This is a genomic window from Streptomyces sp. NPDC003077 (genome assembly GCF_040611095.1).
GTDB lineage: Bacteria > Actinomycetota > Actinomycetes > Streptomycetales > Streptomycetaceae > Streptomyces.
Genome location: NZ_JBEXNM010000009.1, coordinates 101,988 through 116,160, shown reverse-complemented (window position 1 = coordinate 116,160; position 14,173 = coordinate 101,988). Strand labels below are relative to the sequence as shown.

Below are 14,173 nucleotides of genomic sequence, written 5' to 3'. Positions count from 1 at the left end.
ACGGAGGGAGTGCGCGGGTGACACCAAAGACGGCCCTGTCGGCACGTCGCTTGCGTTTGGGTATCGAGCTGCGCAAGTTGCGCGAGCGCGCGGGGATTTCGTCGACGGACGCGGGGCGCATGCTCGGAACAAACCAGACTCAGGTGAGCAATATCGAGGCGGGACGCTTCGGTGTGAGTGCCGAACGCATTCGTACGATGGCTCGGAACTGTGGTTGTGACGATGACGCGTTGATCAATGCGTTGATCGACATGGCTGCGAACCGACAGCGTGGTTGGTGGGAGGAGTACCGAGGGATTCTGCCTTCGGGCCTGCTGGACCTCGCGGAGTTGGAACACCATGCAAAGGGCCTGCATGCGGCAGCCACAGCGCATGTGCCTGGCCTCTTGCAGACTGCCGAGCACGCGCGAGAGGTGTTTAGGCAGGCCGTTACTCCGCTTTCGCCTCCAGAAGTCGAGCATCGGGTGTCGTTCCGCATCAAGCGCCAGGCAGTGATCTTCAGGGAAGAACCGGTGCCCTACCGGGCGATTGTTCACGAGGCTGCACTGCGGATGAAAGTCGGAGGCGTTGAAATCGCCCGGAAGCAGCTCGAATTCCTCCTGGAGATGAGTGAGCGCGAACACGTGACGGTTATCGCCATCCCGTTCGATGTCGGTGCATATCCGGGTGCTGGGCAACTGGTCTGCTACGCGCGGGGAGAAGTTCCTGAGCTGGACACCGTGCAGCTGGATCAAGCACATGGTCCGGTGTTGCTTGATGCCGAGGACCAACTCGCCAAGTACCGATCACTGCTCGATCGAATGGAGGCTGTCGCGCTCAATGAAGAGGATTCGCGTCACCTGATTTACGAGATCATGCGAAGTCTGTGAGGGATGGGGACATGGTTCAGCAGGGTTGGCAACAGTCGTCGTATTGCAGTGAAGGGAACGCGTGCGTCAATGTCTCGGCGGATGCGGAAGGCATCTACCTGCGGGAGAGCAGCGCGCCTGAGGTCACCTTGCGTGCTGCCCGTCACCCCTTCCGCGTCCTCCTTCTGCAACTCAAGGAAGGGGTGATCGACGGCTGATGGAGATGACTCCCAGCACAGGTGAGATCGGATATACGCGCTGGCGGGATATCCGCGCGGAGCACGTTGCCCGCGCAGGCGGCGAGGAAGCCGTGCGGGTGGGCAAGGAGGAACTCGTCGCGCAAGCGACTGGATCGCTCTATTGCAGTGAGGGAAGCAGCTGCGTCAATGTTACGGAGGATGCGCGTGGTCTCCTCCTGTGCGAGAGCGACGTGCCCGAGGTGACTATCCCCGTGGCGCCCCGCACCTTCCGCGACCTACTCCTGACGATCAAGGCAGGGACGCTCAACGGCTGACCCGCGCCGAAACGGAAAACGCTTCGGTCAGAAGTCCACCCGCGCCCGATCATCGATCCGGGCCACGGACTCCTGGCCGAAGCGTTTCATGTACGCGGCGCGGACCTGTTCGATCTTCGGGTTGTTCGGGCGGGCCTGGGACGTCGGGTAGAGCAGGATCAGTTCGTAGGAGCGTTCGCGTTCGATGGTGCCGTGGGTGTCGCGGTACTGGCCGTAGCCGTCCTGGACGGTCAGGCCGTCGGGGAAGCGCGGGGTGACGAACTCGTCGACGAAGGCGCGGAATTCCTTGTCGGTGACGGGTGGGCCGCCATTGGGGCGGGCGGTGCCGAACAGGAGGCTGGTCTCGATGTAGGGGCGGGTCTCGTCGGACTGGGGCGCGGACGTGACGGTGGTTTTGGAGTCGTCGTCCGTGAGGGACGCGTACGCGGTGGGGGCCGCCGCTCCCAGGAGGGCGGCGGTCAGGGTGAGGGCGGCCACGCGGGGGCGGAGGTTGGTCAAGGGGCGGGGCAGGTGGGCCATGGGGGTCCCCTCTCGGCGGGGTGTGCGGGCGGGCGGTTCGCGACAGTAGTGAGGGGGAGGGGCCGGGCGCGTCGTGCGTTCCGGCCAAAGGAGGGGGAGAGCGGGTCAGCCGGTCGCGGGGGTGGTGTGTGCCTGCGGGATCAGTTCCTTGCGGAGAAGGTCCAGGAGGGCGCGGGCCGCCGGGCCGGGTGGGCCGTCCGTGCGCCAGGCGAGGGCAACGCGTCCGCGCAGGTCCGGGTCGGTGATGGAGAGGGTGCGTAGTCCGCGGGCCGCCGCTTCGTCCGGCGTCAGTTCCGGGATGACGGCGACGCCGAGCCCCCGGGCGGCGAACAGGGCCAGGACGTGCGGGTCGGTGGCCTCGAAGGCGACGTGGGGGTGGAAGCCGGCCCGCGCGCACGTGCGGTGGAGGACGCCCCGCATGCCCGTGCCGCGCGGCAGGCCGATCAGCGGGCGGTCGCGGAGTGCGGTCAGGGGGATGGCTCCGTCGCGCGCGTCCCCGACCAGCGGGTCGTCCGGCGTCACGGCGGCGACCAGCGGTACGTCCACGAGGAGGTGGAGGGACAGGCCCGGCGGGGGTTCCGGGTCCGCGAGGCCGACGGCGGCGATGTCGAGGTCACCGCGCTGGACGGCGGCGAGCATCCGGTCCGAGGTGTCCTCGGTCAGGGCGATCTCGACCCGGGGGTGCTGGGCGTGGAAGTCGGCCAGCAGGGAGGCCATGTCGAACGCGTGCCGGGCGGCCCCGGAGATCAGGCCCAGCGCGACCCGGCCGCGGAGCAGCCCGGTGAACTCGTCCGCCGTCTGCCGTACCCCGTCGGCGGCGGCGAGTGCGGCACGGGCGTACGGGAGGACGGCCTCGCCCACCTCCGTCAGGGTCACCGAGCGGCCGGAGCGGTGCAGCAGGGGGTGCCCCAGTTCGCGTTCGAGCTGGCGGATCTGGGCGCTGAGGCCGGGTTGGGACAGGTGCAGCCGGGCGGCGGCGCGGGTGAAGTTGGCCTCCTCCACCACGGCGACGAAGTACCGCAGTTGGCGCAGTTCCATAACCATGAATTCTAGTGGCGAGAGTTTTCCGCTCTTGGACTTATGGCCGGGCGCCAACCATCGTGGAGATCATGGGGAATTCGACGCGGCAGGAGACGACAGCGGGTATTCGCGCCATGATCGCGGCCGAGCGGCGGGAGCTGGCCGATGTGCTGGACGGCCTGGGGGAGGCGCAGTGGGACGCGCCGTCCCTGTGTGCCGGGTGGCGGGTGCGGGAGGTGGCGGCGCATATGTCGCTGGGGTTCCGGTATGCGCTGCCCAAGGTGGTGTGGGAGGTGGCGAAGGCGCGCGGCAGTCTGGACCGGATGACGGACCGGTTGGCGCGTCGGGACGCGGCTGCCCATTCGGCGGGTCGGCTCGCCGCGTTTCTGCGGGAGAACGCGGAGCACCCGTGGACGCCGCCGGTCGGAGGGTTCACGTCGGCGCTGGGGCACGACGTGGTGCACGGGCTGGACATGACCGTCCCTCTGGGGCTGGACCGTCGCGTTCCGGAGGAGCGGGTGCGGGTGCTGCTGGGGGCGGTGACTCCCAAGTCGGCGAAGTTCTTCGGGGCCGAGCTGGGGGGCGTCACGCTCGTCGCCGATGATCTCGACTGGACGTACGGCAGCGGGCCGGAGGTGTGCGGTAGTGCGCAGGATCTGCTGCTGGTCGCGTTCGGGCGGAAGGTGCCGGAGGGGCGGCTGCGGGGAGCGGCCTGGGAGCGGTTCGTCGCTGGTTGAGGAGAGCTTGCCGCTGGTTGAGCCGCTTGAGTTGCTTGACGGAAGCAGGGCCGGGGGGAGCACGACTCCCCCCGGCCCCGACATACGCCGTTACTTCACGATCTTGATGCGGTCCGCCTTCGGCGGGGCCAGGGGCGAGGCCGCCGAGGAGTGGGCCGTCAGGTACGCGGTGAAGGCGTCCAGGTCGGACGGGCCGACGTACTTGTCCTTGCCCTCCTTCAGGACGGGGAAGTTGTCGCCGCCGCCCGCCAGGAACTCGTTCATCGCCACCCGGTAGGTCGCGGCCGGGTCGATGGGCTTGCCGTCGAGCTTGACCGAGTCCTTGACGACGCGGGCGGCGCCGGACTTGGTCATGTCGAGGGTGTAGGTGAAGCCCTTGGAGACCTGGAGGATCTTCGGGTTGGCCTCGTTCAGGCCGCTGACCTGCTGCTGGAGCGTGGTGATCAGCTGGGCGCCGGTGAGCGAGACGACGTTCGTCATGTTGGTGAAGGGCTGGACGGCGAACGCCTCGCCGTACGTCACCACGCCGTCGCCTTCCGCCCCGGACGCCTTGTGGGCGAGGTCGGTGCGGATGCCGCCGGGGTTCATGAAGGCGATCTGCGCCTTGCCCTTGTCCGCGCCGGCGGTGGCTTCGAGCTGGGCGTCCGAGAGCAGGTCGCCGAGCGGGGTCTCGGGATCGGTGGAGCCGCGGCCGGAGATGTCGGCGGAGATGTAGCCGACCGGCTTGTTGGCGACCGGGGCCGCGAGCTTGTTCCAGCGCTGGATGAGGGCCGTCATGTCGGCGGCCTTGGGCTGGGTGCGGTGGACGACGTGGTTGGCCGCGCCCGCGCCGCGCACGCTGGTGCGGACGATGTCCTTGGTGCGGCGGTCGTACGTCAGCGTGGTGTCGGTGTAGAGCTTGCCGAAGGACGCGGCGGAGGTGACGGTGCGCGGGGTGCCCGCCGGGTCCGGGATGGTGCACGCGTAGGCCTGGTGGGTGTGGCCGGTGACCAGCGCGTCGACCTTCGGGGTCACCTTCTTGGCGATCTCGACGATCGGGCCGGAGATCCCGTCCCCGGGACCGTTGCTGTCGCAGTTGTAGTTGTAGGAGGTGGAGGCCGGGAAGCCGCCCTCGTGGACGAGCGCGACGATCGACTTCACGCCCTGGCGGTCCAGCTCCTTGGCGTACTTGTCGATGGTGGCGACCTCGTCGTGGAACTTCAGGCCCTTGACGCCGTTGGCGCTGACGATGCCCGGGGTGTTCTCCAGCGTGACGCCGATGAAGCCGATCTTCACGCCCTTGTTGCGCCAGACCCAGTACGGCTTGAGGATCGGCTTGCCGGTGCGCTCGTCGGTGACGTTGGCGGCCAGGTACGGGTAGTCGGCGCCGCCGAACTTGCGGCCCTTGGTGTAGCAGCCGTCCTTGGGGTGGCAGCCGCCGTTCTGGAGGCGGGTCAGCTCGGCGCGGCCCTCGTCGAACTCGTGGTTGCCCACGGAGGTGACGTCCAGGCCCAGCTTGTTCATGGCCTCGACGGTCGGCTCGTCGTGGAAGAGGCCGGACAGCAGCGGGCTGCCGCCGACGAGGTCGCCGGCCGCGGCGGTCACCGAGTAGGGGTGGCCCTTGCGGGCCTTGCGCAGGGCGGTGGCCAGGTACTCGACGCCGCCGGCCTCCACCTTCTTCTTGGTGCCGTCGCGCTGGACCTCCTCGACCGTGCCGGACGAGCCCTGCGGCGGCTCAAGGTTGCCGTGGAAGTCGTTGAAGGAGAGGAGCTGCACGTCCACGGTGTGGCCCTTGTGGGGGGCCGGCTTTCCGTGGTGACCGTGGGAGGCGTGGGCCGCCTGGCCCGCGCGGGTGTCTTCGGCGCCGGCCGGTGCCGCCGTGGCCGTGACCCCGACGACGGCGGCCAGCACGGCGACCACGGCCGCCGGCTTCCGGGCCGTGCGGCGCCGTTGAGGTGTCGCTGACATGCGTCTTTCCCCTTCATGGCAGGTTGCGGGTGGGCGGAGCGGTCCGCGGGCGCGGGGACCGGCATCCGGTGACGGACGGGGGTACTGCTGGTACGCCGAGCGCCGGAACCAGAGGTTCCGGTGATGGGTACAGGTGTCCGAGCGGACCGCAGCCTACGGTCAACGCGCGTAGCGCAACAGGGGGTATCAGATTACGAGTCGATGTGCTTATGGGATTGTCGTGACGCGCCCTGGGGGCCCGGGCCACCGGATCGGCCCATCGCGGGTCGTACGCTTCGAGGCATGACTGACGCTGCGCAGGAGAATGGCCGGGCAGGCCGCAGGATCGAGGTGCGGGACGAGCTGTCGCCCGAGACGGCCGGGGCGGTGCTCGCGCTGGTCGCGGAGGCCGCGAAGACGGACGGGCAGCCCGCGGTGTCCGAGCAGGGCCGGCTGCAACTGCGCGGCGGGCCGCGGCCGGGCGTGCGGCATGTGCTGCTGTATGTGACGGAGGGTGGGGCCGAGGCTGCCGGGGCCGGTGACGGGGCTTCCGGGGAGCAGCTCGTCGGGTACGCCCAGCTTGAGGACACCGACCCCGTGGAGGCACCCGCCGCCGAACTGCTGGTGCACCCCTCGCACCGCGGCCGGGGGCACGGCCGGGCGCTGGGTACCGCGCTGCTGGAGCAGTCCCACCGGCGGCTGCGCGTGTGGGCGCACGGCGGACACGCCGCCGCCCGCCACCTCGCCCAGACGCTGGGCCTCACGCTCTTCCGCGAGCTGCGGCAGATGCGCCGCCCGCTCGCCGGGCTGGACCTGGCCGAGCCGGTGCTGCCGGAGGGCGTCACCGTCCGTACCTTCCAGCCGGGCGCGGACGACGCGGCCTGGCTGGCGGTGAACGCCGCCGCCTTCGCGCACCACCCCGAGCAGGGCTCCCTGAAGCAGCGGGACCTGGACGACCGCAAGGCCGAGCCGTGGTTCGACCCGAAGGGCTTCTTCCTCGCCGAGAAGGACGGCGAGATCGTCGGCTTCCACTGGACGAAGGTGCACGCCGAGGAAGGGCTCGGCGAGGTGTACGTGCTCGGGGTGCGCCCGGGCGCGCAGGGCGGCGGACTCGGCAAGGCGCTGACCGCCATCGGTCTGCGGCACCTGGCCGGTCAGGGGCTGCCGACGGCGATGCTGTACGTGGACGCGGACAACACGGCCGCGGTCACCGTGTACGAGCGGCTGGGCTTCGTCACGTACGAGACGGACCTGATGTACCGCAGCGAGAGCTGAGAGGAGCGGGGGAGGACGGGGCGGCCCCGTCCTCGTCCGCGTCGGGCGTTTGTTATCGGGCGTTCGTTTCCGTTCCGAATCCGTTCCGGTTCCGTTCCGAGGCGCGTGCCCTCCGGGTCACGACGGCTTGAGCGGGTCGTGGCCGATGTTCATCAGGCCGTGCCGCCAGTCCGAGCCGCCGGCCTTCGGGTCCAGGTCCGGGGGACGCTGGGAGTGGACGATGTCGCACACCCGCTCCATGACGTGCACGTCGTCCTGCGACAGGTCCGCGCGGCGTTTGCCCAGGATCTCCACCACCCGCCGGCCCAGGGGCGGCCCGGCCTGGTCGGGCAGCGCCTCGGTCTCCTCGCCCGCGGCCTGCACGCTCAGCCACTCCTGTAGCTCGCGGGACGTCATGTTGACGACCTTGTGGAACTCGTCCCACAGTTCGGCGCTGATCTGGGTTGTTGCCATGGCGAACCTCCCCAGGCTCGTCGGGAACGGACGGACCACGGGTGTCCGGTGTACCGCCTGGGCAAACCCTTGGGCCGAACGGGCGACAGCGGTTGCGAAGCGATCGATGACGGATGTGGAGCGGTCGGTTCCGTGCGCCGATCGGCGTCTCTCGGCCTGCTTCCGGTCAATAGCGGCGAACGCCTTTCTCCCGGCCGTCGGTGGCTAGCCTCCCCGGTGCCGCGCGCGCCGACCGGGGCCCGGCGGCCCGCGTCGTTCACAGCCCTGGGCGGCCCGTTCCGACGGCTCGGCGCCAGTGGCTCCGCGTCGGCAGCGGTAGCAGGGGACGACTTCGAGAGCAGGAGACTTCCGTGACGCTCCACGTCGAAGAGCACGCCCGCGTCGTCTCGGTCGAGCGCCTGCGCCCGGGAGACCACGCCTTCGCCAGCTACGCGGACGAGGAGGCGCGGTGGTCCACCCTCGGCTCGTTCGCCCAGACCGGCATCACCAAGGGGGAACGGGTCCTGCTCTTCCCGGACCCGGCGCTGCCGAGAGCCGAGGTACTGGCGCACCTGGCGGCGTACGGGCCTCCGGTGGACGGCGCGCTGGAGAGCGGGCAACTGGTCGTGCTGACCATGGAGCAGATGTGGCTGCCGCACACGCTGTCCGTGGAGCGGCAGGTGGCCGGGCTGCACCGGGAGATCCAGCGGGCGCGGCGGGCCGGGTACCCCTCCGTCCGCAGCGCCATCGACATGGCCTGGGTGCCGTCCTTCGGGGCGGACATCGAGCGGGTGCTGTGGCGGGAGAGCGCGGGCTGCCACTACCTGTTCGCCGACTCCCGTTACACGGAGCTGTGCGCCTACGACCGCGCCCGGTTCACCACGGACGTGCTGGACCGGGCCGCCGCCGGGCACCCCACGGCCCTGCTGGAGCGGCCCGGGAGCCTGCTGGCGATCGGCGGCGAGCGGCCGGGCGCCGGGTACGGGCTGCGGCTGGTCGGGGACGCGGACCTGTCCACCCGCGAACAGTTCGCCGACATCCTGCGCCGGGTGGCCGCCTCCGGTGCGGAGCGCGTCGTCATGGACCTCACCGAGCTGACCTTCCTGGACGTGCACTGCGCCCGCTCCGTCCTGCGGCTGGCCGCCGCCATGGAGTCCGGCCGACGCGTCGAGATCCGCTGCGGCGGAATGCACGCGCACACATTCCTGCTGCTGGGGGCCCTGAACGTGCCGCAACTGACGCTGGAGGGCGAGTGAGCCATGGGCCCCCGTCCCGACGCCTTCCCTTTCCGCGAACCTCACGGGTGCCATGAGTCCGACGAGTGCCGTGAGACCCGTGAAATCCACGAGTCCAACGGGCCCCACCGGCCCCACGGGCCCAGCGAGCTCCATACCGCCCGTCCCCCGGCCCTGGAGATGAGCTTCACCCGCCCCGACCTCCCCCGCCTGCGGCACGCCGTCGGCGCGTACGCGGCCCGGCTGGGCGTGGTGGGCCCGCGCCGGGGCGCCCTGCTGCTGGCCGTCAACGAGGTCACCGACAACGTGATCCGGCACGCGGGCGGCCGGGGGCGGCTGTGCCTGTACCGCGAGGGCCGGTCGGTGCGCTGCCGGGTCGCCGACGACGGGCCCGGCTTCGACCTGGCCCGCGTCCTCGGGACCGCCCCGGACCCCGCGCGGGCCACGGGCTGGGGACTGTGGACGGTCCGGGAGCTGATGGACGGGCTGGGGGTGGCCCCGGCCCACGCCCACGCACCCGGCCCGGACGCCGGCCGGGGGGCCGTGGTGACGCTGACCGTGACGCTGATCTGAGCCGGTCGGCACGCTGAACCGAGGATCGGGCCCGGCGGCTGTGCCGATCCACGAGTGGGTGTCGACCGGGGCGGAAGCCGCTGCGCAGTCGCGCTCTTCGGGGACCCCGCCCGAGACGTACGCACTCCCTCCCCGAGACCTACGCACCCCCGCACCCCCTCCAGGCACCCTCCCGCTTGCCTGGCCGCCATGTCCGCGTTACCGGCGGTTCAACGACGCTTGCGAGCATCGCGGAATGCAGCCCGCCGCGCCCGACCGGCCCCACCGGAGGCCGGGCTCCGTCCGACTTCTCCCGTCCGTGCCTGCGACGCCCTCAGCGCGGAAGAATAAGGCCATGAACCAGCAGTCCAGCGCCCAGGCCCCGGCCGAGGCCGAGACCGGCATTCCGACGACTTCCGCCGCCCGCCGTCAGACGGCGGCGGCCCGGCTCGCGGCGTCCGTCGCCGCGCAGCCCTCGGTGGGTTCGATCGCCGCGCACCGGCCGCATACGGTCGCCGGTCCGGTGCCGGAGCTGGAGCCGGACCTCGACGGTGACGCGGACGCGTACGAGGACGACGGCGAGTCCGGCGCGGAGCTGCCGAGCGGACGGTTCCTGGACCGCGAGCGGAGCTGGCTGGCGTTCAACGAGCGGGTGCTGGAGCTGGCCGAGGACCCGGACACCCCGCTCCTCGAACGGGCCAACTTCCTGGCGATCTTCGCCAGCAACCTGGACGAGTTCTTCATGGTCCGCGTCGCCGGTCTCAAACGCCGCATCGCCACCGGCGTGGCCACCCGTTCGGCCTCCGGCCTCCAGCCGCGCGAGGTGCTGGAGCAGATCTGGACCCGTTCGCGCGAGCTCATGGCCCGGCACGCCGCCTGCTTCCAGCAGGACGTCGCCCCCGAACTCGCCGACCAGGGCATTCACCTGATCCGCTGGCCCGACTTGACGGAGAAGGAGCAGGCCCGCCTGTTCACCCTCTTCCGCCAGCAGATCTTCCCGGTCCTCACCCCGCTCGCGGTGGACCCGGCGCACCCGTTCCCGTACATCTCCGGCCTGTCCCTGAACCTCGCCGTCGTCGTCCGCAACCCCGTCAGCGGCCACGACCACTTCGCGCGGGTGAAGGTGCCGCCGCTGCTGTCGCGCTTCCTGGAGGCGTCGCCGCAGCGGTACGTGCCCATCGAGGACGTGATCGCGGCGCACCTGGAGGAGCTGTTCCCGGGGATGGAGGTGCGGGCGCACCACATGTTCCGGGTGACGCGGAACGAGGACCTGGAGGTCGAGGAGGACGACGCGGAGAACCTCCTCCAGGCGCTGGAGAAGGAGTTGATGCGGCGCCGCTTCGGCCCGCCGGTCCGGCTGGAGGTCGAGGAGTCCATCGACCACGACGTACTGGACCTGCTGGTCGAGGAGTTGAAGGTCTCGCAGTCCGAGGTCTACCCGCTGCCCGGCCCGCTGGACCTGACGGGTCTGTTCGGGGTGGGGGCGCTGGACCGGCCCGAGCTGAAGTACCCCAAGTTCGTGGCCGGGACGCACCGCAGCCTCGCGGAGGTCGAGTCGGCGTCCGCGCCGGACATCTTCGCGGCGCTGCGCACCCGGGACGTGCTGCTGCACCACCCGTACGACTCCTTCTCCACCTCCGTCCAGGCGTTTCTGGAACAGGCCGCCGCCGACCCGGACGTGCTGGCCATCAAGCAGACGCTGTACCGCACCTCCGGCGACTCGCCGATCGTGGACGCGTTGATAGACGCCGCGGAGTCCGGCAAGCAGGTGCTCGTCCTCGTCGAGATCAAGGCGCGGTTCGACGAGCAGGCCAACATCAAGTGGGCCCGCAAGCTGGAGGAGGCCGGGTGTCACGTCGTCTACGGGCTGGTGGGCCTGAAGACGCACTGCAAGCTCTCCCTCGTCGTCCGGCAGGAGGGCGAGATGCTGCGCCGCTACTCGCACGTCGGCACCGGCAACTACCACCCCAAGACCGCCCGGCTGTACGAGGACCTGGGCCTGCTCACCGCCGACCCGCAGGTGGGCGCGGACCTCTCCGACCTGTTCAACCGGCTCAGCGGCTACTCGCGGCGGGAGACCTACCAGCGGCTGCTGGTCGCGCCGACCTCGCTGCGGGACGGTCTGGTGCAGCGGATCACCAAGGAGATCGGGCACCACGAGGCCGGACGGCCCGCGTACGTCCGCATCAAGGTCAACTCGATGGTGGACGAGAGCGTCATAGACGCTCTCTATCGTGCGTCGCAGGCGGGCGTGCCGGTGGACGTGTGGGTGCGCGGGATATGCGCGCTGCGGCCGGGCGTGCCCGGGCTCAGCGAGAACATCCGGGTCCGCAGTGTGCTCGGACGGTTCCTGGAGCACAGCCGCGTGTTCATCTTCGGCAACGGCGGCGACCCGGAGGTCTGGCTCGGCAGCGCCGACATGATGCACCGGAACCTGGACCGGCGGATCGAGGCCCTCGTACGGGTCTCCGACCCGGGCCACCGGGCGTCCTTGTGCGGCCTGCTGGAGCTGGGGACCTCGGACGACACGTCCTCCTGGCACCTGGGCCCCGACGGCGACTGGATCCGGCACGCGACGGACGCCGACGGCAACCCGCTGCCGAACGTACAGGAAATGCTCATCGACGCCCGGAGGCGCCGGCGTGGCCCAGCGACATGACCCCACGGCGCTCCGCGGGGCGCACCCACGGCCGCCGGTGACCGGCACGGCCGGGCTCGCGGACGCGCGGTCCGACGCGCTCGCCGACGTGCGGCCCGATGCGCTCGCCGACGTTCGGCCTGATGCGCGGTCCGACGCGCTCGCCGACGTGCGGCCCGATGCGCGGTCCGGTGCGCGGCCCGACGCTCGGCCCGGAGTCCGTGCCGTCGTGGCGGACGGCCCGCCGCGCACGGCGGACGAAGCCGCGCGCGTCCGGACCGCTCCACCGGCCCCCTCCGGGCCCACGGCGGGCGAGGTGCTGGCCGGGTACCTGCGCGAGCAGTCGGTCGAATTCCTGCGCAGCCTGCGCCTCCACCGGGAGAGCGGGCCGGACGCCACGGGCGCCGGGGAGGCGGTACGGCAACTGCGGGCCGCCTCGCGGCGGATCAGCGGGGCGCTGCACACCTACCGGCCTGTGGTGGACGCGGCCTGGGCCGACCACCTCCGCTCCGAACTCGGGTGGCTGTCGGGGACGCTCGCCCGGGAGCACGCTTGCGGAGCGCGGCTGGAGCGGCTGCTGACGGCGCTGCGGCGGCTGACGGGGGAGGGGCGGGAAGCCGGGAAGGCGTCCGAAGCGGTGATGGGCGCCGAGTCCGTGACGGCGTCGGCGTCTGCTTCGGTGTCTGCTTCGGCCCCGGCGTCTGCTTCGTCCTCGGTTTCGGCTTCCTCCTCCTCGCCCTCTTCCTCGTCCTCCTCCTCGGTGTCGGCGGCGGAGGCGAAGGAGGCGCGGGAGACCGACCGGGCGCTGGCCGTGGGCGCCGCGCGCGCGGGCGCGCTGCTGGAGCGCCAGCTCACGCTGGCCCGCACCCGCGCCCACTCCGCGGCGCTCCAGGCCCTGGGCTCCTCCCGCTTCCACGCGGTCGCGGACGCGGTGGCCGTACTGGCCTCGGAGGTCCCGTTACTCCCCGACGTAGCGGACCGGCCTGCCGCCGAGGTGCTGCCGCCGCTGGCCGGACACGCGCACCGCCGACTGGCCGAAGCGGTCGCCGCCCTGCCGCTCACCCGGGCCGGGTACCCCCCTCGCGGGGGCGCGTTGGCCGCGGCGAACCGCCAGGACCTGCCCTGGCACCAGGTGCGCGTGCTGCTGCGGCTGAGCCGGTTCGCCCAGGAGGTGGCCGAGGTCTGTGACGAGGACCCGTCCGCCGGGTTCGAGGGGGAAACCCCGCGCCTGGCGGAGGCGGCCCGCGCCCTGGAACGCCACCGCGACGCAGCCGAAGCCGCCGCCGCGGCAGCCGCCGCCGCCCGCACCCCCCGGATCGCCCCGGCCACGGCCTACGCGCTGGGCGCCCTGCACGCCGACCAGCGGCACGAGGTCGAGGCGGCCCGCTTCGCCTTCGGCCGCGCCTGGGCACCGGCCCGGGTGGGGGCGGGGGAGCCGGGGTGGTCGGCTTGAGCGAGGTGCCCGGCACGATCCATGACAGGACCCGCGAGGAGGTGTGGACGTGAAAAGCGACGCGACGGCGCTGACGCGGAAGCCGCCGATCAGGGCGGCGGGGTGCGTGCTGTGGCGCCGCTCGCCGATCGACGGCGAGCTGGAGCTGGCACTCGTCCACAGGCCCCGGTACGACGATCACTCTTTCCCCAAGGGGAAGTTGAAGCGCGACGAGGGCGCGCTGGCCGGAGCGCTGCGCGAAGTGGCCGAGGAGACGGGCATGACCTGCCGCCCCGGCGCGGAGCTGCCGACCTCCCACTATTGCGTGAACGGCCGCCCCAAAGAAGTCCGTTACTGGGCGGCCGAGGCCACGGGCGGCACCTTCGCCCCGAATGACGAGGTGGACCGGCTGGAATGGCTCCGGCCCGCCGCCGCGCGTGATCGCCTGACCCAGGAGCGCGATCGGCCGTTGGTGGACGCGTTGTTGGGGACGCTGGAGAAAGACTGAGAGGGAGCCTCCCGCATCTCACGCAGGGAGACAGCGCCACCCGCAGCAGCCGGGCCGGATCGGCCGGCGGTCAGGTCCATTTGCCATCATCGCGACCGCTGCCGTTCCGAGTTGCGGGACTTGCCATAGGGGCCGAGTGGAGCGGAACAGAGGCCCCGCCGGAACAGTAGGTCAGCCACCCGGTCCGGCCTCGGAGCGAGATTTCCGTCCCAGGAGGCAGCGGTGATGACGGTGATGACGGCGACGGGTAAGAAGATCAGCTTTGTGGCCATGGCCCAGCCCTTCTTCGCTGTTGCCTGTCGGCGACTCTTACGCAGAGCAGCATCGCGATTGGCAGGTAGAGGAACGCAACGATGATGGCCATGAACCCGAGCGCCATGAGAAGTCCTTCTTGAGAGCGCAGAAGGAGGAGACCGGCTGGTGCAGGCCGGGCATGTAGGACTGGAAGACGATGCCGAAGTGCGGAGTCGCATCCTTGTTCTCGTCCACCGGGATTGTCAACGGCAAAGCGGCTACGCCGAATGGCCGCGCCGCGGC

At 71.3% G+C, this 14,173-nt stretch carries 14 protein-coding genes; 10 read left to right on the top strand and 4 right to left on the bottom strand.

Annotation, left to right across the window (positions count from 1 at the left end; all coding sequences use genetic code 11):
* Positions 1 to 17: 17 nt before the first annotated feature.
* From ABZX96_RS09135 to ABZX96_RS09125, 3 genes are read left to right on the top strand one after another with little or no spacing between them, the layout of a single operon-like run.
* Entirely contained in the window at positions 18 to 869 is an 852-nt protein-coding gene (locus ABZX96_RS09135) for a helix-turn-helix transcriptional regulator (RefSeq protein WP_355540327.1), read from the top strand.
* 11 nt (positions 870 to 880) lie between these two features.
* Positions 881 to 1,066 (top strand): DUF397 domain-containing protein, encoded by a 186-nt coding sequence (locus ABZX96_RS09130; RefSeq protein ID WP_355540325.1) that lies wholly within the window; start codon positions 881 to 883, stop codon positions 1,064 to 1,066.
* Positions 1,066 to 1,362 (top strand): hypothetical protein, encoded by a 297-nt coding sequence (locus ABZX96_RS09125; RefSeq protein ID WP_355540322.1) that lies wholly within the window; start codon positions 1,066 to 1,068, stop codon positions 1,360 to 1,362. The genes ABZX96_RS09130 and ABZX96_RS09125 overlap by 1 nt, the downstream gene beginning before the upstream one ends.
* Before the next feature lie 27 nt (positions 1,363 to 1,389).
* Here ABZX96_RS09125 and ABZX96_RS09120 read toward each other — a convergent pair whose 3' ends face one another.
* Positions 1,390 to 1,881, bottom strand: a complete 492-nt coding sequence (locus ABZX96_RS09120) for a DUF3574 domain-containing protein (RefSeq protein WP_355540319.1) — start codon at positions 1,879 to 1,881, stop codon at positions 1,390 to 1,392.
* A 105-nt stretch (positions 1,882 to 1,986) separates the two neighbouring features.
* Positions 1,987 to 2,919, bottom strand: a complete 933-nt coding sequence (locus ABZX96_RS09115) for a LysR family transcriptional regulator (RefSeq protein WP_355540316.1) — start codon at positions 2,917 to 2,919, stop codon at positions 1,987 to 1,989.
* Positions 2,920 to 2,990: 71 nt separating this feature from the next.
* Between ABZX96_RS09115 and ABZX96_RS09110 the strand changes: the two genes are divergently transcribed.
* Positions 2,991 to 3,638, top strand: a complete 648-nt coding sequence (locus ABZX96_RS09110; protein WP_355540313.1) for a maleylpyruvate isomerase family mycothiol-dependent enzyme — start codon at positions 2,991 to 2,993, stop codon at positions 3,636 to 3,638.
* A gap of 90 nt (positions 3,639 to 3,728) precedes the next feature.
* Here ABZX96_RS09110 and ABZX96_RS09105 read toward each other — a convergent pair whose 3' ends face one another.
* Positions 3,729 to 5,585, bottom strand: a complete 1,857-nt coding sequence (locus ABZX96_RS09105) for a bifunctional metallophosphatase/5'-nucleotidase (RefSeq protein ID WP_355540310.1) — start codon at positions 5,583 to 5,585, stop codon at positions 3,729 to 3,731.
* 282 nt (positions 5,586 to 5,867) lie between these two features.
* On the opposite strand from ABZX96_RS09105, the gene mshD reads away from it, so the two are divergent.
* Positions 5,868 to 6,839, top strand: a complete 972-nt coding sequence (gene mshD / locus ABZX96_RS09100) for a mycothiol synthase (RefSeq protein ID WP_355540307.1) — start codon at positions 5,868 to 5,870, stop codon at positions 6,837 to 6,839.
* A gap of 117 nt (positions 6,840 to 6,956) precedes the next feature.
* Here the strand turns inward: mshD and ABZX96_RS09095 are convergent, their stop codons facing one another.
* Positions 6,957 to 7,292, bottom strand: coding sequence for a DUF3140 domain-containing protein (locus tag ABZX96_RS09095; protein ID WP_355540304.1), 336 nt, complete (start codon positions 7,290 to 7,292; stop codon positions 6,957 to 6,959).
* Positions 7,293 to 7,642: 350 nt separating this feature from the next.
* On the opposite strand from ABZX96_RS09095, the gene ABZX96_RS09090 reads away from it, so the two are divergent.
* From ABZX96_RS09090 to ABZX96_RS09070, 5 genes are all read left to right on the top strand, one after another.
* Positions 7,643 to 8,527: an MEDS domain-containing protein gene (locus tag ABZX96_RS09090; RefSeq protein ID WP_355540301.1), complete on the top strand. Its 885-nt coding sequence runs from the start codon at positions 7,643 to 7,645 to the stop codon at positions 8,525 to 8,527.
* A gap of 159 nt (positions 8,528 to 8,686) precedes the next feature.
* Entirely contained in the window at positions 8,687 to 9,079 is a 393-nt protein-coding gene (locus tag ABZX96_RS09085; protein ID WP_355540298.1) for an ATP-binding protein, read from the top strand.
* 334 nt (positions 9,080 to 9,413) lie between these two features.
* Positions 9,414 to 11,717: an RNA degradosome polyphosphate kinase gene (locus tag ABZX96_RS09080; RefSeq protein ID WP_355540295.1), complete on the top strand. Its 2,304-nt coding sequence runs from the start codon at positions 9,414 to 9,416 to the stop codon at positions 11,715 to 11,717.
* Between the two features lie 295 nt (positions 11,718 to 12,012).
* Positions 12,013 to 13,149, top strand: a complete 1,137-nt coding sequence (locus ABZX96_RS09075) for a CHAD domain-containing protein (protein ID WP_355540535.1) — start codon at positions 12,013 to 12,015, stop codon at positions 13,147 to 13,149.
* A gap of 49 nt (positions 13,150 to 13,198) precedes the next feature.
* Positions 13,199 to 13,636 carry an NUDIX hydrolase gene (locus ABZX96_RS09070; RefSeq protein ID WP_355540292.1) on the top strand — a complete coding sequence of 146 codons (438 nt, stop codon included), beginning with the start codon at positions 13,199 to 13,201 and terminating at the stop codon, positions 13,634 to 13,636.
* The last annotated feature ends 537 nt before the right edge of the window (positions 13,637 to 14,173 follow it).

Coding starts and splice junctions, on each gene's coding strand:
- ABZX96_RS09115 (WP_355540316.1), bottom strand. CDS start 2,919: ATGGAACTGCGCCAACTGCGGTACTTCGTCGCCGTGGTGGAGGAGGCC.
- ABZX96_RS09120 (WP_355540319.1), bottom strand. CDS start 1,881: ATGGCCCACCTGCCCCGCCCCTTGACCAACCTCCGCCCCCGCGTGGCC.
- ABZX96_RS09080 (WP_355540295.1), top strand. CDS start 9,414: ATGAACCAGCAGTCCAGCGCCCAGGCCCCGGCCGAGGCCGAGACCGGC.
- ABZX96_RS09105 (WP_355540310.1), bottom strand. CDS start 5,585: ATGTCAGCGACACCTCAACGGCGCCGCACGGCCCGGAAGCCGGCGGCC.
- mshD (WP_355540307.1), top strand. CDS start 5,868: ATGACTGACGCTGCGCAGGAGAATGGCCGGGCAGGCCGCAGGATCGAG.
- ABZX96_RS09085 (WP_355540298.1), top strand. CDS start 8,687: ATGAGCTTCACCCGCCCCGACCTCCCCCGCCTGCGGCACGCCGTCGGC.
- ABZX96_RS09130 (WP_355540325.1), top strand. CDS start 881: ATGGTTCAGCAGGGTTGGCAACAGTCGTCGTATTGCAGTGAAGGGAAC.
- ABZX96_RS09110 (WP_355540313.1), top strand. CDS start 2,991: ATGGGGAATTCGACGCGGCAGGAGACGACAGCGGGTATTCGCGCCATG.
- ABZX96_RS09125 (WP_355540322.1), top strand. CDS start 1,066: ATGGAGATGACTCCCAGCACAGGTGAGATCGGATATACGCGCTGGCGG.
- ABZX96_RS09095 (WP_355540304.1), bottom strand. CDS start 7,292: ATGGCAACAACCCAGATCAGCGCCGAACTGTGGGACGAGTTCCACAAG.